Source organism: Citricoccus sp. I39-566 (assembly GCF_031432995.1).
GTDB classification, from domain to species: domain Bacteria; phylum Actinomycetota; class Actinomycetes; order Actinomycetales; family Micrococcaceae; genus Citricoccus; species Citricoccus nitrophenolicus_A.
In genome coordinates this window covers 567,614-585,500 of the sequence record NZ_CP133842.1, presented here as the reverse complement: position 1 = coordinate 585,500, position 17,887 = coordinate 567,614, and the positions used below count along the sequence as shown (strand labels likewise).

The following is a 17,887-nucleotide window of genomic DNA, read 5'->3' as shown; positions in this document are numbered from 1 at the left end:
TTCAAGCGGGGGGTGCTGGTCAGGCGCCGAAGCGCTGGGTGTGCAGCAACTCGTCGGCGCGGCGGGCCACGTCCGCCCGCTGCGCGGTGAGCGTCTCCACCAGGCGCTGCACGTGCCGGACGCGAGCCTCCCAGGCGGCGCCCCGCTGCTCCCGGCGGGGCAGCCGCTCGAGGGCCATGACCTCGCGCCAGGCGGTGACGAGGGCCGATTCGTAGAGCCGCTGGTCGGCCTGCTCGGCCCGGCCCCCGGTCTCCGAGCCCGAGCCCAGCACCGCCACCAGGTCCAGGCGGGACAGGTCCAGGCCCAGGGCGAGTCCGTCGAGGTCCTCGCGCAGCCCGGCCAGTTCCTGCCGGACCGCGGCGGTGCCCTGCCGGCGTCGCCCGGCCTCGAGGGCCGCCGCCACGAGCATCAGGACGGTCATCAGCCCCGTCCACACGCTGACGCCCACCGCCCACAACACGGCGGCCGGACTCACGTTGTCCACGGTGAGGTGGTTGTACTCCATGGCCCGGCCGAGGTCCTTCAGGTCATAGGCCACCCACCAGCCGATCGAGGCGTCCGCCAGGTCCCCGCGGCCGTAGACCGTGGGCTCGGTCCCGTTGAAGTAGTAGGCACCCATCCGGCTGCTGACTCCGGCACTGACCTCACCGGTCAGGGCGTAGCTGAACGCGTAGCTGCCGTCCTCCAGGACCCACACGGGGAGGATGGCCTGACCCAGGGCCACGTCTCCGGTCGCGGGGTCCAGCACCTCCGGGTACTCGGCCGCCACGTCCTGCTTGATGCGCTGCTGGGCCTCCAGCAGGTCCCAGTACTCGATGTTGATGCGGTGGTCGTACTCCGGGTCCGGCACGTGGTCGATGTACTCGGCGGCCGGCAGCAGGGCCACGGTCAGGTCGAGATCGACCGGCAGCAGCGCGGCGTCCTCCTGGGAGGCCGCGGACCGGTCCATCTGCTCCCGGATGTAGTCCAGGTCGAGGCTCGACTCCTGGGTCTGCGGCTCGTGGTCCCAGGGTTCGACCGGCCCCGCGAGCCGGCCCGGATCGCCGTAGACCTTGAGCCCGGCGAGGGGGCGGTCGCCGGTGAGTTCCCGGCCGTACTGGATGTGGCTGTCCTCGATCTGGGAGGCCGCGAGCAACCCCGCCCCCAGGGCGATCAGCAGCGGGACCAGGACCGCGGCCAGGCCGTAGCGCGCCGCCAGGGTGGACTCCCGGCCCGGGGTCGGTGGGGCCGCGCGCTCGCTCGCCTCGTGGCGCCCGATCAGCTCCAGCACCCGCTCGGTCGCCTGGAGGGGGCCCAAGCGGTGCCCGTGCCCGAGGCCCAGGGCCGAGCGGAGCTCGGCGAACGAGTCGGTCTCCCCGGCGGTGGCCGCGGCGACCCGGGCCCTGGCCCGTGCGTCGACCGCCTCGTCCAGGGTGCGGGCGTTCGCCGCGTTCGGCATGGTCTTCGGCGAGGCCACGTGCCGGGACATGCGCGCGGCGGTGGAGCGGATCTCCTGCTCCACGGCGTTCCAGCGGTCCACCACGGCCTGGGAGGGCCCGACGCCGGCCGCCACCTCCTGCGCGACGGCCAGCAGCCGGGCGCGGTGACCCTCCAAGGCGCGCGCCTCGGCCGGGAAGCGGCCGCGGTGGGCGAGCACCTCGTCGACGGACTGGAGCAGGGGCAGGGCGAGCCGGTCCAGCACGGAGCGGGATCCGGCGTGGCCGGAACGGACCTCGGCGGCTTGGGCCAGGGCATCGGTGCGGCGCCGGAGGTCGAGGGTGTCCGCGGCGAATCCCCGCAGGTCGGACTCGAGCTGTTCGGGGGTCCGGGCCTTCAGCGGGGTGACGGTGCGGTCGATCTCCGCCACGAGGTCCCGTTCGGTGCGGGCCAGGTCCCACGTGAGGTCCTGGACCCGCGTCCAGTCGTTGCGCAACCGGTCCCGCGGCTCCGCGGCCGCGGAATCCCGGTCGTCGAGGAGGGAGTCCGCCACGTCGACGCGCAGCTGCAGCGTCTCCAGCTCGAGCACGGACCGCGCCAGCCGGAGCTGTGCCTCGCCGAAGTCGCGGTACCGGGCGCGCTCGCGGCGCCGTCGGCCGAGCCAGCGGTACATGACCAGGACGGCGATGAACATGGGCAGGGCGGCCAGGGGCGCCCACAGCAGCGGGGTGCGCACTCCGCCGTCGAATCGCAGGTCTGCGGCCGTCAGCGCCGCGCCGAGCACCGCGTGCGGGCCGTGCCCGAGCGTCCGGTTGTTGACGAAGCTCTCGCGGATGGTGGCGGCGGTGGAGTAGTCGTCCCCGTAGTCCTCCCCGGCGAAGGCCACGCGGTTCGCGTCCGGCAGCGCCAGGTCCAGGTCCTCGGGGTCATCGGCGATGGACAGCATGACGTCCGCCACCCCGGTCTCGCCGCCCGAGTACTCCTCCCACTCCAGGTCCCGGCCCACCACGTGCAGGGTGAACGGCTCGTAGGCCAGGCCGATGCCCTCGGCGGCGGCCTCCACGGACTCCTGCGTGATGCCGTAGGGCAGCGACTCGTCCACCACGAACGTGATGGGCTCGGTGGGCTCGGCGGTGACCTGCTGGAACCCGACGGCGCCGAGCACCACGGAGAGCCCGGCCAGGGCCACGGCCAGGACGGGGAATCGAGGCGGGGGCCGGCGGCGCAACGGGCCGCTGTTCTGAGATACGCGGGTGCGGGGCACGGGTCAAGAGTCTAGAGTGCCACCGTGACCCAGACCCCCGCGCCCCGCACTGACGAGGAGATCCGTCCCTACCTCCAGCGGCTGGGACTCCCCGGACTGATCGACCTGCACGTGCACTTCATGCCGCAGAACGTGCTGGACAAGGTCTGGGCCTTCTTCGACGGGGTCGGCGAGCGGGGCATGGTCCCGCCGTGGACCATCACCTACCGCACGCCCGAGGACGAACGCGTCGCCACCCTGCACCGGATGGGCGTGAGCGCCTACACCACCCTGAACTACGCACACCGCCCCGGCATGGCCGACTGGCTCAACGACTACTCCGCCCGGTTCGCCGCAGACCACCCCGAGGCGATCCACTCCGGCACCTTCTACCCCGAGCCCGGCGTGGAGGCCCAGGTGGCCGGCTGCCTGGAGGCCGGGGTGAGGATCTTCAAGGTGCACGTGCAGGTCGGCGGCTTCACCCCGTTGGACCCCCTGCTCGGGCCGGCCTGGGCGCTGCTGGAGGAGTCCGGGACCCCCGTGGTCATCCACTGCGGCAACGGCCCGACGCGCGGCGAGCACACCGGCCCCGGACCCATCCGCGAACTCCTGGCCCGCCACCCGCGGCTCGTGCTCGTCATCGCCCACGCCGGCCTGCCCGAGTACGTCCAGTTCGCCGCACTGGCCCGCGAATACCCGGGGGTCCACCTGGACACCACCATGGTGGGGACCTCCTACATGGAGCAGTCCTTTCCCCTGCCGGAGGGCTATCCACGGATCTTGGCCGGGTTGGCGGACAAGGTGGTGCTGGGCACCGACTTCCCCAACATCCCCTACCCCTATGCCCATCAGCTCCAGGTGCTGGCCGACTGGGGGCTCGGCGACGGGTGGATGCGCCAGGTCCTCTGGGAGAACCCCCGCCGGCTGCTCGGTGACTGAGGGCCGGCCGCTGACCGCACCGCTACTGACCGTTCGGCGACTGATCACCCCGGTAGTCCCGCGGCGTCAGGCCCAGCACGGTGCGGAAGTCCCGGCTCAGGTGGGCCTGGTCCGCGTAGCCGAGCTCCGCGGCCACGTCCGCGATGACCACGGACGCATCCTCCCGCAGTCGCGCGGCCGCCTCCTGCAGCCGGTACCGGCGGATGATCGCCAGCGGCGGCAGCCCCACATGACTGCGCGCCAGCCGCTGGACGCCACGCGTTGAGGTGCCCAGCCGCTCGGCCACGTGCTCCACGCGGACGATCCCCCGGTCCGTGGCGATGGCCTCCTTCATCGCGTTGGCGAGCCGGCCGGGCCGGTCGGGCGCCGCCAGCCGGCCCGCCGCCCAACGGGCGAAGGCGGAGGCGGCCCGGGTGCGGGAGGAGGCGCCGCCGTCGTGCCCCATGGCCGCCACCACCGCGGCGTGCAGCTCCGGCGCGGTGAACGGGACCTCGGCGTCACGGACCGCGCCGGGGTCCGGGTGCAGCTGGACCGCGGCGGCCGGGCGGAGCAGCGCGCCCACCGCCCAGCCGGTGCCCCGCAGGTCCCGGAACGAGGACCGCGTGGACGGCCCGGAGAGTGTCACGCCGTCCGGCTGGACCACGAGATTGGAGGCCGGGAAGGGAAGCAGCTCCTGGCGGGAGGTGCGGCCCGGTGCGAGGTGCCAGCGGGGGATCCAGAACCAGCGGATCAGGTCCTCCAGCTCCGGTGGGGCCGGGATCCGGTGGAAGGTGGGCAGGCGGGTGGGGTAGAGGATGCCGCGGGGGTCCTCGGGACGGGTCACGCCGGACTCCTTCCGCGGATGGCTGGTGTCGCGAATCTCCAAGCCGCCGGGCCGGTGCCGGTCCTACGGTGGGTCCATGAGCGAGCACAGTGAACAGGACGGGCCCCGGCTCGGGGTCACTGGAGAGCATACGACCGACGGCGTGCCGCACGGGTTCACGTCCCTGACCCCGTTCCTGGCGGTGGCCGGCGCGCGGGAGGCCGTCGGCTTCTACCGGGACGTGTTCGGGGCCCGGGTGCTGGGTGTCACTGAGATGGGCGGGATGGTGGTGCACGCCGAACTGGACTTCGGCCAGGGCCGCCTGCAGCTGGGTGAACCCAACCCGGACTACGGGCTGGTCCCGGCCCCCGCCGGGGAGGATGACTGCTACTCGATGGGCCTGTACTGCGCCGACGTGGACGCGCTGGTGGCCCGGGCCGAGCAGGCGGGGGCGGTGGTCCGCGAACCGCTGAGCACGTTCGTCTCCGGGGACCGCTTCGCCTCCGTGCGGGATCCCTTCGGCGTCCGCTGGTCCTTGATGTCCCGGGTGGAGGACCTGAGCCAGGAGGAGAGCGACCGTCGGGTGGCCGAATGGGCCGCCGCGCAGGGGTGACCCTGGTGCCGAGCCCCGGGAAGATCGACCTCAAGGCCAGCCTTGACCCGTACCGGGCGAGGCGCGGCGAGTTCCGGATCCTCGACGTACCCGAGATGCGGTATCTGATGGTGGACGGGCAGGGTGATCCCAACACCTCGCCGGAGTACGCTGCGGCGCTGCAAACTCTGTATCCCGTGGCGTACGCCCTGAAGTTCGCCTCCAAGGCGGCCGGGCGCGACTACGTGGTGCCGTCGCTGGAGGGCCTGTGGTGGGCCGAGGACCTGGACGCCTTCACCACGGCCCGTGACAAGTCCGCCTGGGACTGGACCATGATGATCCTGGTCCCGGACTGGCTGGACGCGGCCGAGGTGACGGCGGCCCTGGACGAGCCGGCCGCGAAGAGGGCGAAGAAGCCCGGTGGCGGCCCCGCGCGGCTCGACGACGTACGGTTCGCCACCCTGACGGAGGGGCGCTGCGTGCAGACCCTGCACCTGGGCCCCTTCGACGAGGAGGCCGGCGTCCTGGAGGAGATGCACCACCGCTTCATCCCGGCGAACGGCCTCGAACTGACCGGAACTCACCATGAGGTCTACCTCTCCGACCCTCGCCGGACAGCCCCCGAGAGGCTCCGCACGATCCCGCGCCAGCCGGTGCGGGCGGCGGCAGGGGCGAACGGCGGGACGGCTGGCGAGGGTGCCGGCGGGACGGCAGGTCCGGAGGACCTTGAGTCGCGGATCGCCGCCCTCCTCTCGGAACGCCTGGCCGCCCGCCGGGATCCCGGCTCAGGTCCTCGTGCCGGAACCGTGCAGCGCAGGTGGATGTTCGGCCACCGCGGGTTCATGGTCGGTGGGAAGCTCGCGCTGACCTCCGGACGGGACGGGCTACTGGTCCGGGTGGACCCAGAGCGGTCTGCGGAGCTGCTGAAGAAACCCGGTGCCCGCCAGGCCGTCATGGGTGAACGGGACATGGGGCCGAGTTGGCTTACCGTGGACGCCGCCGCCGTGGACACCGGCGAGGCTCTCGCCGACTGGATCGACCTCGCCCTCGACTACAACTCCCTCCTCACGCACCGTCCGTGACCTTTCGCAGTCACGGTTGCTGCGAGGTGTCACGCGTGCTGCGAAAGCTAAGGGACGCGGCCCGGGCACTATTCCGGGTCGGTGACGTCCGCGAGCTGTGCGCCGAGCACCTCGACCAGCCCGTCGGCATCGACCAGCACGGCGGCACCCGGTGATCCGGCGCCGATGGAGACCCGCTGACCGGCCAGGGCGAGGTCGGCGATGACGGGCCAGGCCGTCGTCGCGCCGAAGGGGGTGATGGAACCGCGCGGATAGCCGGTCACCTCGAGTGCCTCGGCGGCCGGGGGCATGGACAGGCGGTTCACGCCGAGTAGGGCGCGGAGCTTGGGCCAGGAGATGCTGCGCCCGCCCGGGACGAGGACGAACAGGTAGTCCCCCTCCCCGCGGCGGACCACGAGGGACTTGACCAGCCGGCCCGGGTCCACCCCGCGGGCGGCAGCGGCCTCGGCCAGCGAGGAGACGGGACCGTGCTCGGTCAGGGTGTACTCCAAGCCCGAGCCGACGATGGCGGTCAGGCCGGCAGGCTGTTCCGCGGGCTGTTCGGCGGGAGGGGTGGATTCCGTGGGGGTGCTCACGAGACCATGGAACCATGAGCGCCGTTCCCCCGCCCCCCGTACCCGGCGACGACCGCGACTGGACGTTCGTGATCACCGACGGCTGCGGTGAATGCGGCTTCCGGCCGGTGCCGGTGGCAGAACTGTCCGACTGGTTCGTGGAGCGGTCGAGCCGCTGGCGCGAGCCCCTCACCCGGGACGAGGTGGCCGAGCGCCCCGAGCCGGGGGTGTGGTCCGCCCTGGAGTACGGGCGCCACGTCCAGGACATGCTCGTCCTGCTGAAGGATCGCGTCTACGCCATGCTCGCCGAGCAGACGCCGATGCTGGCCGACTGGGACGGGGACGCCCAGGCCGTGGAGCTCGAGTACTGGAAGGCCGATCCGCTGAAGACGCTCGTGGAGCTGCAGCGGGCGGCCGTCCGGGCGGGCACGCTGCTGGGCAGCGTCTCGGGCGTGGACTGGGAGCGGACCGGCCTCCGCTCGGACGGGATGTCCTTCACGGTGGCGGCCATGAGCCAGTACATCGCGCACGAGATGGAGCACCACCTGCACGACGTCGGCGCCTGAGTCAGGCCTGGACCGCACCCTTCCGGCGTCCGGCGATGAGGGCGTCGAGGCTGATGCGGCCGGGGCCCACGAGGGCGAAGACCAGGGAGGCCAGGCCGATCACGGCCACCAGCTCCCAGCCGTTGCCGGCCACGAACACGCCGTGCGGGGCGTGCACGAACAGCACGGCGCCGAGCATCGCCAAATGATTGGCGCGTCAACTTTTATCTCACCGTGGTGAGATGTCCCCTATCCGCAGCCGCCCGGGAATACGCCTCCGGCGGGTTTCGCCGCATGCGAAGTCGGCTCTCCGCCCGGTCCCGACGGGTTGGCAAGACCGGTCCTGGGCGGAAGGGTGGGGGCATGGCTACCTACACGACCACCAACCCGACCACCGGTGCGACCGATCGCGAGTTCCCGACCCTGGACGAGTCCGGGGTGGAGGACGTGCTGCACCGTTCTGACGCGGCCTTCCCCGCCTGGCGCTCGCTGACCCCGCAGGAGCGGGCCGGCATCCTCACCCGGGTGGCGGACGCCTACAAGGCCCGGTCCGAGGAGCTCGGGCGGCTCATCGCCACTGAGATGGGCAAGCCCCTGGCCGAGGCCATCGGCGAGGCCAAGCTGGCCGGCAAGATCTACCGCTGGTACGCCGAGCACGGACCCGAGCTGCTGCAGCCCGAGACGCTCGACCCCCAAGGGGCGCAGGAGTCCCTTGTCACCACCGAACCCGTCGGCCCCCTCGTCGGCGTCATGCCGTGGAACTATCCGTACTACCAAGTGGCCCGCTTTGCCGCGCCCAACCTGATGGCCGGGAACACGGTCATCCTGAAGCACGCCGAGATCTGCGCCGGATCGGCCCAGGTCATGGCGGAGATCTTCCATGACGCCGGCGTGCCGGAGGACGTCTACCTCAACGTCTTCGCGGACCACGACCAGGTGGCGGCCATGATCGCCGACCCCCGGGTCCACGGCGTGTCCCTGACCGGCAGCGAACGGGCCGGGGCCGCCGTGGCGGAGACGGCCGGCAAGAACCTGAAGAAGGCCGTGCTGGAGCTCGGCGGGTCCGACGCCTTCATCGTGCTGGAGGACGCGGACCTGGAGCAGGTGGCCCGGACCGCCGCCGAGGCCAGGCTCTCCAACGCCGGCCAGGCCTGCAACTCCCCCAAGCGGATGATCGTTCCCACGGCCGCGTTGCCGGACTTCGTCTCGGCCCTGACGGCTGCCTTCGGCGCGGCCGTGGTGGGAGACCCCCTGGACCCGGAGGTCGAGGTCGGCCCGCTGTCCTCGGTGAAGGCGCGCGACACCGTGGTGGCCCAGGTCAACCGGGCCGTGGAGCAGGGCGCCGTCCTCCACGTGGGCGGGGAGGCCCTGGAGGGGGACGGGGCGTTCATGCGGCCTGCCGTCCTGACGGGCATCACCCCGGAGATGGACGCCTACTCCGAGGAGATCTTCGGGCCGGTGGCCATGGTCTACGGTGCCGACTCCGCGGACGACGCCGTGCGGCTGGCCAATGACGTGAGTTTCGGGCTGAGTGGCTCGGTGTGGGGTTCCGACGTCGAACGGGCGCAGGAGGTCGCCGACCAGCTGGAGGTCGGGATGGCGTACGTCAACGAACACGGCACCACCCTGCCGGGCCTGCCGTTCGGCGGCGTGAAGCGCTCCGGCTTCGGCCGCGAGCTGGGCCGCTGGGGCATGGGCGAGTTCGTCAACACCCGCCTGCGCCGGACCGCGCGGTCCTGACCCCCGCAGGGTTCATGCGGACGGGTGCCGCACCGCCCGGGCGGACATGATCTCGGCGCCGGCCTCGCGCACGCGGGCCTGCAAGACGCGGTCGGCCGTCGCCACCACCACTCCGGCCCCGGAGGCGACCTCGCGCCGGGCCACGGCGACGATCTCGTCGTCGCCCTCACCCGGCGCCTCGACCACCTCGACGCCGGGCGCCGGCCCGACCCCGCGGGCCTTCCCCTCGGTGACCAGGACGATCCGGTGACCCGCCCTGCCGGGACCGGGGCCGGCGTCGGGCCCTCCTGCCTGCTGTCCGGACCGGGCCAGTACCGTCAGGTGGTCCCGCAGGAGCTCGGTGGCGGCGCGGCGGTCCCGCCACCAGCCGTCCGGGACGGATCCCACCACATTGGCGGCATCCACCACGAGCACGTGCCGGGTCGGGTCGGTGTCCATGGGACCATTCTCCCGTGCCGGCGGCCGTGAGTCGTGGGTAGGCTCGTGCTATCCCCACCGACATCAGGAGTGCCATGAGTTTTCTCGATCCGTCCGTCTGGGACGGCAAGATCTACACCGACGGCTGGACCGAGGGTTCGGCCGATCCCGTGGACATCGTCGAACCGGCCACGGGCACGGTGCTGGGCCGGGCCGGGATGGCCTCGGGCGAGGACGTGTTCGCCGCCGCCACCCGCGCCGCGAAGGCCCAGAAGGCCTGGGCCGCCACCAAGCCCGAGGAGCGCGCCGCCGTGCTGCGCCGGGCCGGTCAGGTCTTCGAGGACCACGTGGAGGAGCTGAACACCTGGATCCAGCGTGAGACCGGCGCGATCGGGGGCAAGGCCGCGATGGAGACCCACGTGGCCGCCAACGAGTGCTTCGACTCCGCCGGGCTGCCGCACCACCCGGCCGGGGAGGTGCTCACCTCGGACGAGGCGCACTGGTCCTTCGCCCGCCGGGTGCCGGCCGGCGTGGTGGGCGTGATCTCCCCCTTCAACTTCCCGCTGATCCTCTCCATCCGCTCGGTGGCCCCCGCCCTCGCGCTGGGCAACGCCGTGATCCTCAAGCCGGATCCGCGCACCCCCGTGACCGGCGGCGTGATGATCATGCGCGCCTTCGAGGAGGCCGGCCTGCCCGCCGGGGTGCTGCAGCTGCTGACCGGCGGGGCGGACGCCGGCGCCGCGCTGTCTGAGGCCCCGGAGATTCGCGTGGTGTCCTTCACGGGTTCCACGGCCGCCGGCCGGAAGGTCGGGGAGGCCTGCGGCCGCAACCTCAAGCGCGCCCACCTGGAACTGGGCGGCAACAACGCCCTCGTGGTGCTGCCCGGCGCCGATGTGGCCGCCGCCGCGTCCGCCGGCGCGTTCGGCGCGTTCATGCACCAGGGCCAGGTCTGCATGACCAGCGGACGCCACCTGGTGCACGAGTCCCTCCGGGAGCAGTACGTGGCGGCGCTCAAGGAGAAGGCCGAGAACCTGCCCGTCGGCGACCCCACCGGTCAGGTGGCCCTCGGACCGATCATCGACGAGAGGCAGCGGGACAACGTCGACCGGATCGTGCGCGGTGCCAAGGACGCCGGGGCGAACATCGAGGCCGGCGGCACCTACGAGAACCTGTTCTACGCGCCGACGGTGCTCTCCGGGGTGGACGCGGAGAATCCGGCCTGGACCGAGGAGATCTTCGGGCCCGTGGCCCCGGTGATGTCCTTCTCCACCCTCGAGGAGGCCGCCGAGGTCATCAACGCCAACGAGTACGGGCTCTCCCTGGGCATCCTCGGTGACGTGGGCCAGGCCATGAAGCTCGCCGACCTGGTGGACGCCGGCAAGGTGCACATCAACGAGCAGACCGTGGCGGACGAGTCCAACGCGCCGATGGGCGGGATGAAGGCCTCCGGCAACGGGGCGCGGTTCGGCGGCTACACCGCGAACATCGAGGCCTTCACCGAGGTCCAGTGGCTCACGATGCGGCCGGAGATCGCGCCCTACCCGTTCTAGTCCAGCAGGTCCTAGACCAGCAGGGTGGGGCCGCTACCGCTGCCGCGGACGTTGCCGTGGACGCGGTCGTGCAGCGACTCCATCCGCCGGTCCAGGTCGTCGGCGGCCTGCGCCGCCTCCCGCAGTTCATCCACGACGTCGGCCGGCACCTCGCCGTCGTACTTGTACTTGATCTTGTGGTCCAGCGAGGCCCAGAAGTCCATGGCGATGGTGCGGAACTGGATCTCCACCGGGATCAGGACGACCCCCGTGGAGAGGTAGACGGGCACGCGGACGGTGGCGTGCAGCGAGGAGTAGCCGTTGGCCTTGGGCTGGGCGATGTAGTCCTTCACCGAGATCACCTCCACGTCCTGGCGCTCTGTGAAGAGCTCGAAGACGCGGTACACGTCCCGGCGGAAGCTGCAGGTCACCCGGGTCCCGGCGATGTCCAGGATCTCCCGCCGCCAGACGCCCAGGTCCATCGGCAGCTCGCGGCGGTTGGACTTGGCCACGAGCGAGTCCAGCGTCTTCAGCCGGGTGGAGACGTGCTCGATGGGGTTGTAGTCGTGCAGGTGCAGGAACTCGTCCTGCAGGATGTGCATCTTGGTCTCCACCTCCCGCAACGCGAACTCGTACTCGAGGGTGAGCTGACGGAAGTCGGAGCCGATGGCGGCCAGCCGCTGCGCGAGGCCCGCCGGCATGGTGCTCAGGTCCATCCCGGTCTCGGCGCCCAGTCGTTCGAGGTCAGTGGAGGGCGCGGGCGGTCTGGGGGAGTCGTCCATGGTCTCCATCCTCGCGGATCCGCCTGTCACGAATCCGTGCCTCAGCTGGGTGCCGGCTGGACACCCGCTGGTTCTGCCGACGGCCCGGAAGCGATCACCGCAGATCTGGAGGGGACGCGGCGGACGGGAGCGGCCTACCGTGGGGACACGCGCGCAGACCCCCTGCCTGCCCCGGTCTGCCCTTCCCGAAGGATTGCCATGACCACCACCGACCTCTCCCACGACGATCCGGCCCCGGCCACCCCGCCCGTCGTCGACCAGGCGACCTGGCAGGCCGAGCTCGACGCCCTCCGCCGCCGCGAGAAGGCCGCCACCCGCGAGCTCGACGCCATCGCCGCCCAGCGCCGCCGGCTGCCCATGGTGAAGATGCCCGACTACACGCTCGAGGGCGCCTTCGGCCCCGTCCGGCTGGTGGACCTCTTCGACGGCAAGCACCAGCTCATCGTCTACAGCCACATGTGGCACCCCGGCGACGAGTATCAATGTGGCGGCTGCACGTTCTTCACCTCGCAGTTCACCCGGCTCGAGTTCCTCGCCGCCTACGACGCGCGCTTCGTCATCGTCACCCAGGGCTCCATCGACGAGGCGCTCGCCTACCGGCACCGGGTCGGGAACCAGATGAGCTGGTACTCCACCGCGAACAGCACCTTCGGGGCAGACGTGGGCGCCCCGTCCCATGCCGGGTTCGCCCTGAACGTGTTCCTGCGGGACGGTGAGGACGTCTACCGGACCTGGCACACCGATGGCCGCGGGGTGGAGCAGGTTTCCCACGTCTTCCCGCTGTTGGACGTGCTGCCCTTCGGACGCCGGGAGGAGGGGGAGGATTCCCCCGCCGGATGGCCGCAGGGTGAGACCTTCGGCGATTGGCCCGAACCGCAGGACATCGCCGGCTGGTACGGGGATGCCTGAGGCACGGCAGGGCCCGACGTCGGCCCGGTCGCGTCAGGCGGTCGGGGCCAGGATGCAGAACTCGTTGCCGGACGGGTCCGTGTAGACGGTCCACGGCAGTTCGGGGTCGTCGGCGACCACCGCGGCACCCAGTGCCAGCAGCCGGGAGGTGACCGGGCCGTCGTCGGGCCCGGGCCTGACGTCCAGGTGCATGCGGTTCTTCCCGCGCTTGGGCCCGGACTCCGTCAGGAACTCCAGCAGCGGTCCCGTCCCCGAGGGGTGGCGCAGGGACGCCTCCGCCACGCCCGCCACGCGCTCCCAGCCGGTGGCCACCGCCCAGAAGTCCGCGTCCCGGTCCGGATCGGAACCCTCCAGGATCAGGGACGTGAGCACCCCCGTGCCGTGGTAGGCCTCCCGCTCGTCCATGACGCAGAAGGCGTTGCCCTCCGGATCGGCGAGGACCACCCACGGCACGTCCTGCTGCCCGATGTCCGCGGGCGTGGCACCCAGCCCGAGCAGCCGTTCCACCACCTCCTGCTGCCGCACCCCGCCGGTGAGGTCCGGGTGGACCCGCGATTTCGCCGGCGAGGGGTCCGGGACCCGTTCGAAGCACAGGTCGAGGAAGCGGCCGCCTGTCAGGGGCAACCGGACCTCCACGCCGGCCTCGTTGTCCGTGAGGGGCTCCGCTCCCAGGGCGGCCGCCCAGAAGTCCGCCAGCCGGCGCGGATCACGGGCATCGACGTTGAGGTTCTCCAGGCGCATGGCACCGGTTCTATCAATCCCGGCGCGCACCGGACAAGGGGTGGCCGAGGTCTCGCCCTGGAGGGTGCCACGCCGTAGCCTCAGATCCGGACCGGGGTGACGGGCCGTCTGACGCCCCGGAGAAAGATGTTCCGCACCCCGTGTCGATCCGTCCCGCCCCCGTTCGACGGGTCAGTATCAGGACGCAGCGGGCGCCCTGCCGAACCAAGGAGATCACCATGAAGTACATGCTCATCATGCGTTCCACCGACGCGGCGCTCGAGGCCTCCCAGAAGGTCGACTTCGAGGAGATCCTCAACCAGATGGGCGCCTACAACGAGGCGATGCTGAAGGCCGGCGTCATGATCGGCGGCGAGGGGCTGGCGGACGCGAAGGAGGAGGCCAACTTCATCGTCGACTTCGACCAGGACCCGCCGCTGATCACCGACGGCCCGTACGGGGAGACCCATGAGCTGTTCAGCGGCTTCTGGCTGCTGGAGGTCCCCACCAAGGAGGACGCGATCGAGTGGGCCAGCCGCTGCCCCCTGGGCCCGGGCTCCAAGCTGGAGGTCCGCCGCGTGACCGGCGAGGAGGACTTCGCCGACTACGCGGACAACGAGTACATCCAGAAGGAGGCCGGCTGGCGCGAGGAGGAAGAGGCCCGGCGCAGCGCGGGGACGGCCTGAGCGGCCGGGAGCCCAGGGGAGGCGAACAGTGGACAGCGCGGCGACGGTCCGGCGGCGGCTCGAGGCGGTCTGGCGTATCGAGTCGGCCCAGATCGTGGCCGCGCTGACGCGCACGACCGGGGACCTCGGAATGGCCGAGGACGCCGCGCAGGACGCCGTGTCCGCGGCCCTGCGGCAATGGCCGGCCGAGGGCGTCCCCCGCGCCCCCGGGGCCTGGCTGATGGCGGTGGCCCGCCGCCGCGCCGTGGACGCCTGGCGGCGGGACGAGCGGCTGCAGCAGAAGTACCGCCTGCTGGCCCGGGAGTCCCCGGACCCCGCGAGCCCCTGGGGCGCGCCGGAGTCCGCGGCCCTCTGGGAGCCGGTGGAGGACGACGTCCTGCGCCTGGTCTTCGTGGCCTGCCACCCCGTGCTCTCCCGCGAGGCCCGGGTGGCGCTGACGCTGCGGGTGGTCGCCGGGCTCACCACGGAGGAGATCGCCCGGCTGTTCCTGGTGCCCGTGGCCACCGTCCAGCAGCGGATCGTGCGGGCCAAGCACACGCTGGCCGAGGCCCGGGTGCCCTTCGAGATCCCGGAGCGCGAGGACTGGGGGCCCCGGCTGGGGGCGGTGCTCGGCGTGGTCTACCTGATGTTCACGGAGGGCTACGCCGCCACCGCGGGGGACCGATGGATCCGCCGCGAGCTGACCGAGGAGGCCCTGCGGCTCGGTCGCATCCTGTCCGGGCTGGTCCCCCACGAGGCCGAGGTGCACGCGCTCTCGGCGCTGATGGAGCTGCAGGCCTCGCACTTCGCCGCGCGGACCGGCCGGGACGGCCAGCCCGTCCTGCTCGCGGACCAGGACCGCACGCGCTGGGACCGGGCCCGCATCCGCCGCGGGCTGCAGTCCCTCGACCGCGCTGACCGAGCCGCCGCCCGGCGAGGGCGCAGCCGCGGCCCCTACGCCCTGCAGGCGGCCATCGCGGCCGTCCACGCGCAGGCGGACTCCGTGGAGACCACGGACTGGCCGCGGATCGTGCTGCTCTACGAGGCCCTCGGCCGGCTGGCGCCCAGCCCCGTCATCGAGCTCAACCGGGCCGTGGCCGTCTCCCAGGCCACCGGCCCCGAGACCGCGCTGCGGATGGTGGACCGGCTGCGGGAGGAGAAGGTCCTGCGCGGCACCCACCTGCTGCCCGCCGTCCGGGCGGAGTTGCTGGCCCGGTGCGGCCGGACCGCAGAGGCCCGCCAGGAGTTCCTCGCCGCGGCCGGCCTGGCCCGCAACGAGCGGGAGCGCGAGGCGCTCCGGGACCGCGCGGAGGCCGCCGCCGTGCGGCCGGAGGGGGCGTAGATGGCGGAGTTCACGGATCGGTACGACGCCGGCCGGCAGCTGGCCGCGCTCCTCGCCTCCCGCGGCGGGTCGCCGGACGCCAGCGCCGGGGGAGCCCGGGCACCAGAGGTGACGGCCGGCGTCGGGCCCCTCTCCGGCACCACCGTGGTGCTCGGCCTGCCGCGCGGCGGGGTCCCCGTGGCCGAGGTGGTGGCCCGGGAGCTCGGGACGCCGCTGGACGTCATCATGGTCCGCAAGCTGGGAGTGCCCGCGCATCCGGAGCTGGCGATGGGCGCCATCGGGGAGGGCGGGCTGCGCGTGCTGGACGAGGCGATCAGGCGGCACTTCGCGGTGACGGAGGCGGAACTGGCCGAGGTGCAGGAGCGGGAGGAACAGACCCTGGCCCGGCGGGCGGAGCTGTTCCGGGCGGGACGGCCGCCCCTGGACCTGCGGGGCGCCACCGCCGTGCTGGTGGATGACGGCATGGCCACCGGGGCCACCGCCCGCGTGGCGTGCCTGGCCGCGCGGAAGCTCGGGGCGGACCGCGTGGTGCTGGCCGTGCCCGTGGCCGCCCGGGACACCGTGGCACGGTTCCGGGCGGAGGGGGAGGCAGACGAGGTGGCCGTGGTGGCCACGCCCCGGCACTTCCGCTCCGTGGGGGAGCACTACGCGGACTTCGCCGCGGTGGAGGACGAGGGCGTGGTGACGATCCTTCAGCGGTCCTGATCCGCGAAGAACCTCAACAGCTCCGGTTCGAGTTCACCTGCGGCCTGCATGGGCAGTGAGTGGGTGGTGTCCGGCCAGACCTTCACCGTGGAATCGGTCAGGGACTCTGCTCGCTCCACCGCGTCCTGGCCGCCGGCCAGCGAATCCCGGGAGGCCAGGGCCACGTAGACGGGCATGCTGAGCCGTTCCAGTTGGTCGTCGGTCAGGGGTGAGGGCTGCGGGACGGCCGCCTGATAGTGGGCGGTGGCCGCGGTGATCATGCGGGTCATCGGCTCGTCGCGATCCTCCTCCGAGTCGATCTCCGCGCCGCCGATCCACTCCAGGGCGGTCTCCCGCCAGGCATCCGGCAGGCCCGGCAGTGAGGCGACCACGCTCCACCACAGCATCTCCGGGGAGGGGTTGGCCAGCGTGAACACCGGGTCCAGGAGTGTGAGGGTGGCGGTGCGTTCGGGGTACTCGTGCGCGTAGGCCGAGGCCACGGCCCCGCCGAACGAATGGCCCATCAGGTGGACGCCCTCTGGGGCTAGCGCGGACACGACATCGTCGATCGGGTGGGCCTGGTCCGTGAATTCCTCGAAGGGGACCGCTTGCTCGGACAGGCCGGAGTCACCGAGGGCATCGAAGGCCAGCACCCGGCGTTCCCCTGCGAGGTTCTCGAGGTTGTCCATCCACATGGGCACACCGGAGGCCCGGCCCGGAACCAGCAGGATTGGGGTCTCACCGCGGTTCAGATCCGTGGCCCACTCGTAGACGCGGATCGTTCCGTGGCTGGTGCGGAGGTCATGGGTGTCCGTGGGCTCCGGCAGGCGGTCCATCGAGTCCTGATAGGCCGACAGGTAGTCGATGCGACCCTCGGCACTGCGGAAGTGGCCGACGCCGGGAGGACCGGCAAAGAAGGTCCAGGTGGCGACCAGCCCGATCCCCACCAGGACCACGAGCAGGCCGGTGCCCAGCCACCGGAGGAGCCGGCGCCCGCGACCGGGGCGCTGGGGCCGGCGCCGTGGGGTTGAGGAGCTGGTGGCGATACTGACGGAGCCGGCGGATCGGGAAGGTGGAACGGAGTCACCGTCCGTCGAATCGGATCGATGGTTTGACAGTATGTCCATACTGCAATGCTGATGCAAGTTGCCCGTACTGTAAAGTGGCGGCATGCCGAAGATCGTCGACCATGAGCAGCGTCGCGGGGAGATCGCCCTGGCCTTGTGGCAGGTCATCCACGAGCAGGGGATCGACGGGGTGTCCTTCCGTGCGGTGGCGGAGGCGGCCGGGGTGTCCATCGGCCGGGTGCAGCATTACTTCACGAGCAAGGACGAGTTGGTGGTCTTCGGTTGCCGGGCGATGGTGTCCGCAGCCGAGCAGGACCACGGCCCGGATCCCTCTCCCCGGGGGCCAGCGCGGGCGCGTGATGAGCTGGCGGACTTCCTCTGTGCCCCCCTCCCGCTCACCGAGGGGCTGCGGGTGGGCTCCTCGGTGTGGGCTACCTATCTCGCCAAATCCGTGTCCCATCCGGGCGTCGCCGCGGTGGTGGCCGAGGCCATGCAAGGTCGCGTAGAGGTCACGGCCACACTGCTCGCCGCTGCCCGGGGGACGCAGGAGGTGCGGGGAACGCGGGAGGCGCGGGAGGCGCGGGGTGACGAACAACCGGCCCCTGATGTGGAGGTGGCACCGGAGACAGCGAGGGTGCAGTCCACCGCCCTGGCATTGGTGTCACTGTCCGAGGGCCTGAGCAGCCGGATCCTGGCCGGTGCCCTGGACGCGGACGAGGCCGGTGCCCTGATCCGGGACGCGGTGGACCGCGCGGTCCACACGGACTGACCTGGCGAGTGGGGTAATCCGGCAGGATCGGAGGCGCGGGATGACCGCGAGCTGCCTACCGTGGGAGACGCCACCGAGACGAAGGACGCC

19 protein-coding genes are annotated in these 17,887 nt (G+C 72.2%); 11 read left to right on the top strand and 8 right to left on the bottom strand.

Annotated features, from left to right (window positions below):
• Window positions 1-19 precede the first annotated feature (19 nt).
• Window positions 20-2,680, bottom strand: a complete 2,661-nt coding sequence (locus tag RE421_RS02750; RefSeq protein WP_309813959.1) for a hypothetical protein — start codon at window positions 2,678-2,680, stop codon at window positions 20-22.
• A gap of 24 nt (window positions 2,681-2,704) precedes the next feature.
• Between RE421_RS02750 and RE421_RS02745 the strand changes: the two genes are divergently transcribed.
• The gene (locus RE421_RS02745) at window positions 2,705-3,598 is read left to right on the top strand and encodes an amidohydrolase family protein (protein ID WP_309813956.1); all 894 of its coding nucleotides are present in this window, start codon (window positions 2,705-2,707) and stop codon (window positions 3,596-3,598) included.
• 22 nt (window positions 3,599-3,620) lie between these two features.
• On the opposite strand, the gene RE421_RS02740 is transcribed toward RE421_RS02745, so the two are convergent.
• Window positions 3,621-4,421, bottom strand: a complete 801-nt coding sequence (locus RE421_RS02740) for a helix-turn-helix domain-containing protein (RefSeq protein WP_309813953.1) — start codon at window positions 4,419-4,421, stop codon at window positions 3,621-3,623.
• 76 nt (window positions 4,422-4,497) lie between these two features.
• On the opposite strand from RE421_RS02740, the gene RE421_RS02735 reads away from it, so the two are divergent.
• Both RE421_RS02735 and RE421_RS02730 read left to right on the top strand, forming a co-directional pair.
• Window positions 4,498-5,013, top strand: a complete 516-nt coding sequence (locus tag RE421_RS02735) for a VOC family protein (RefSeq protein ID WP_309813950.1) — start codon at window positions 4,498-4,500, stop codon at window positions 5,011-5,013.
• On the top strand, window positions 4,992-6,074 hold the full coding sequence (locus tag RE421_RS02730) for a GyrI-like domain-containing protein (RefSeq protein WP_309813947.1): 1,083 nt from the start codon (window positions 4,992-4,994) through the stop codon (window positions 6,072-6,074). Before RE421_RS02735 ends, RE421_RS02730 begins: the two co-directional genes overlap by 22 nt.
• Before the next feature lie 68 nt (window positions 6,075-6,142).
• Here the strand turns inward: RE421_RS02730 and RE421_RS02725 are convergent, their stop codons facing one another.
• Window positions 6,143-6,589, bottom strand: a complete 447-nt coding sequence (locus RE421_RS02725; RefSeq protein WP_309817029.1) for a YbaK/EbsC family protein — start codon at window positions 6,587-6,589, stop codon at window positions 6,143-6,145.
• A 74-nt stretch (window positions 6,590-6,663) separates the two neighbouring features.
• Between RE421_RS02725 and RE421_RS02720 the strand changes: the two genes are divergently transcribed.
• Window positions 6,664-7,194 (top strand): DinB family protein, encoded by a 531-nt coding sequence (locus RE421_RS02720; RefSeq protein WP_309813944.1) that lies wholly within the window; start codon window positions 6,664-6,666, stop codon window positions 7,192-7,194.
• 1 nt (window position 7,195) lies between these two features.
• Here the strand turns inward: RE421_RS02720 and RE421_RS02715 are convergent, their stop codons facing one another.
• A complete protein-coding gene (locus RE421_RS02715; RefSeq protein WP_309813941.1) occupies window positions 7,196-7,372 on the bottom strand; it encodes a hypothetical protein in 177 nt (58 codons plus the stop codon).
• 164 nt (window positions 7,373-7,536) lie between these two features.
• Here RE421_RS02715 and RE421_RS02710 point away from each other — a divergent pair, with 164 nt between their 5' ends.
• The gene (locus RE421_RS02710; RefSeq protein ID WP_309813937.1) at window positions 7,537-8,913 is read left to right on the top strand and encodes an NAD-dependent succinate-semialdehyde dehydrogenase; all 1,377 of its coding nucleotides are present in this window, start codon (window positions 7,537-7,539) and stop codon (window positions 8,911-8,913) included.
• 12 nt (window positions 8,914-8,925) lie between these two features.
• Here RE421_RS02710 and RE421_RS02705 read toward each other — a convergent pair whose 3' ends face one another.
• Complete coding sequence (locus RE421_RS02705) at window positions 8,926-9,351, bottom strand: hypothetical protein (RefSeq protein WP_309813934.1); 426 nt, start codon at window positions 9,349-9,351, stop codon at window positions 8,926-8,928.
• Between the two features lie 74 nt (window positions 9,352-9,425).
• Between RE421_RS02705 and RE421_RS02700 the strand changes: the two genes are divergently transcribed.
• On the top strand, window positions 9,426-10,880 hold the full coding sequence (locus tag RE421_RS02700) for an aldehyde dehydrogenase family protein (RefSeq protein ID WP_309813932.1): 1,455 nt from the start codon (window positions 9,426-9,428) through the stop codon (window positions 10,878-10,880).
• A gap of 11 nt (window positions 10,881-10,891) precedes the next feature.
• Here RE421_RS02700 and RE421_RS02695 read toward each other — a convergent pair whose 3' ends face one another.
• Window positions 10,892-11,641 (bottom strand): GTP pyrophosphokinase family protein, encoded by a 750-nt coding sequence (locus tag RE421_RS02695; RefSeq protein ID WP_309813928.1) that lies wholly within the window; start codon window positions 11,639-11,641, stop codon window positions 10,892-10,894.
• Between the two features lie 198 nt (window positions 11,642-11,839).
• Here RE421_RS02695 and RE421_RS02690 point away from each other — a divergent pair, with 198 nt between their 5' ends.
• The gene (locus tag RE421_RS02690) at window positions 11,840-12,550 is read left to right on the top strand and encodes a DUF899 family protein (protein WP_309813925.1); all 711 of its coding nucleotides are present in this window, start codon (window positions 11,840-11,842) and stop codon (window positions 12,548-12,550) included.
• 33 nt (window positions 12,551-12,583) lie between these two features.
• Here RE421_RS02690 and RE421_RS02685 read toward each other — a convergent pair whose 3' ends face one another.
• Window positions 12,584-13,291: a VOC family protein gene (locus RE421_RS02685; protein WP_309813917.1), complete on the bottom strand. Its 708-nt coding sequence runs from the start codon at window positions 13,289-13,291 to the stop codon at window positions 12,584-12,586.
• A gap of 218 nt (window positions 13,292-13,509) precedes the next feature.
• On the opposite strand from RE421_RS02685, the gene RE421_RS02680 reads away from it, so the two are divergent.
• From RE421_RS02680 to RE421_RS02670, 3 genes are read left to right on the top strand one after another with little or no spacing between them, the layout of a single operon-like run.
• On the top strand, window positions 13,510-13,956 hold the full coding sequence (locus RE421_RS02680; protein WP_309813913.1) for a YciI family protein: 447 nt from the start codon (window positions 13,510-13,512) through the stop codon (window positions 13,954-13,956).
• Window positions 13,957-13,984: 28 nt separating this feature from the next.
• Window positions 13,985-15,277, top strand: a complete 1,293-nt coding sequence (locus tag RE421_RS02675; protein ID WP_309813910.1) for a DUF6596 domain-containing protein — start codon at window positions 13,985-13,987, stop codon at window positions 15,275-15,277.
• Window positions 15,278-15,982 carry a phosphoribosyltransferase family protein gene (locus RE421_RS02670; RefSeq protein WP_309813909.1) on the top strand — a complete coding sequence of 235 codons (705 nt, stop codon included), beginning with the start codon at window positions 15,278-15,280 and terminating at the stop codon, window positions 15,980-15,982.
• Here RE421_RS02670 and RE421_RS02665 read toward each other — a convergent pair.
• A complete protein-coding gene (locus tag RE421_RS02665; RefSeq protein WP_309813900.1) occupies window positions 15,970-17,088 on the bottom strand; it encodes an alpha/beta hydrolase in 1,119 nt (372 codons plus the stop codon). The two genes, RE421_RS02670 and RE421_RS02665, sit on opposite strands and share 13 nt — an antisense overlap.
• A gap of 43 nt (window positions 17,089-17,131) precedes the next feature.
• On the opposite strand from RE421_RS02665, the gene RE421_RS02660 reads away from it, so the two are divergent.
• Window positions 17,132-17,797, top strand: a complete 666-nt coding sequence (locus RE421_RS02660; RefSeq protein ID WP_309813894.1) for a helix-turn-helix domain-containing protein — start codon at window positions 17,132-17,134, stop codon at window positions 17,795-17,797.
• Window positions 17,798-17,887: the final 90 nt, after the last annotated feature.

Coding starts and splice junctions, on each gene's coding strand:
- RE421_RS02715 (WP_309813941.1), bottom strand. CDS start 7,372: ATGCTCGGCGCCGTGCTGTTCGTGCACGCCCCGCACGGCGTGTTCGTG.
- RE421_RS02680 (WP_309813913.1), top strand. CDS start 13,510: ATGAAGTACATGCTCATCATGCGTTCCACCGACGCGGCGCTCGAGGCC.
- RE421_RS02685 (WP_309813917.1), bottom strand. CDS start 13,291: ATGCGCCTGGAGAACCTCAACGTCGATGCCCGTGATCCGCGCCGGCTG.
- RE421_RS02730 (WP_309813947.1), top strand. CDS start 4,992: ATGGGCCGCCGCGCAGGGGTGACCCTGGTGCCGAGCCCCGGGAAGATC.
- RE421_RS02735 (WP_309813950.1), top strand. CDS start 4,498: ATGAGCGAGCACAGTGAACAGGACGGGCCCCGGCTCGGGGTCACTGGA.
- RE421_RS02695 (WP_309813928.1), bottom strand. CDS start 11,641: ATGGACGACTCCCCCAGACCGCCCGCGCCCTCCACTGACCTCGAACGA.
- RE421_RS02660 (WP_309813894.1), top strand. CDS start 17,132: ATGCCGAAGATCGTCGACCATGAGCAGCGTCGCGGGGAGATCGCCCTG.
- RE421_RS02670 (WP_309813909.1), top strand. CDS start 15,278: ATGGCGGAGTTCACGGATCGGTACGACGCCGGCCGGCAGCTGGCCGCG.
- RE421_RS02665 (WP_309813900.1), bottom strand. CDS start 17,088: ATGGACATACTGTCAAACCATCGATCCGATTCGACGGACGGTGACTCC.
- RE421_RS02705 (WP_309813934.1), bottom strand. CDS start 9,351: ATGGACACCGACCCGACCCGGCACGTGCTCGTGGTGGATGCCGCCAAT.
- RE421_RS02720 (WP_309813944.1), top strand. CDS start 6,664: ATGAGCGCCGTTCCCCCGCCCCCCGTACCCGGCGACGACCGCGACTGG.
- RE421_RS02710 (WP_309813937.1), top strand. CDS start 7,537: ATGGCTACCTACACGACCACCAACCCGACCACCGGTGCGACCGATCGC.
- RE421_RS02690 (WP_309813925.1), top strand. CDS start 11,840: ATGACCACCACCGACCTCTCCCACGACGATCCGGCCCCGGCCACCCCG.
- RE421_RS02700 (WP_309813932.1), top strand. CDS start 9,426: ATGAGTTTTCTCGATCCGTCCGTCTGGGACGGCAAGATCTACACCGAC.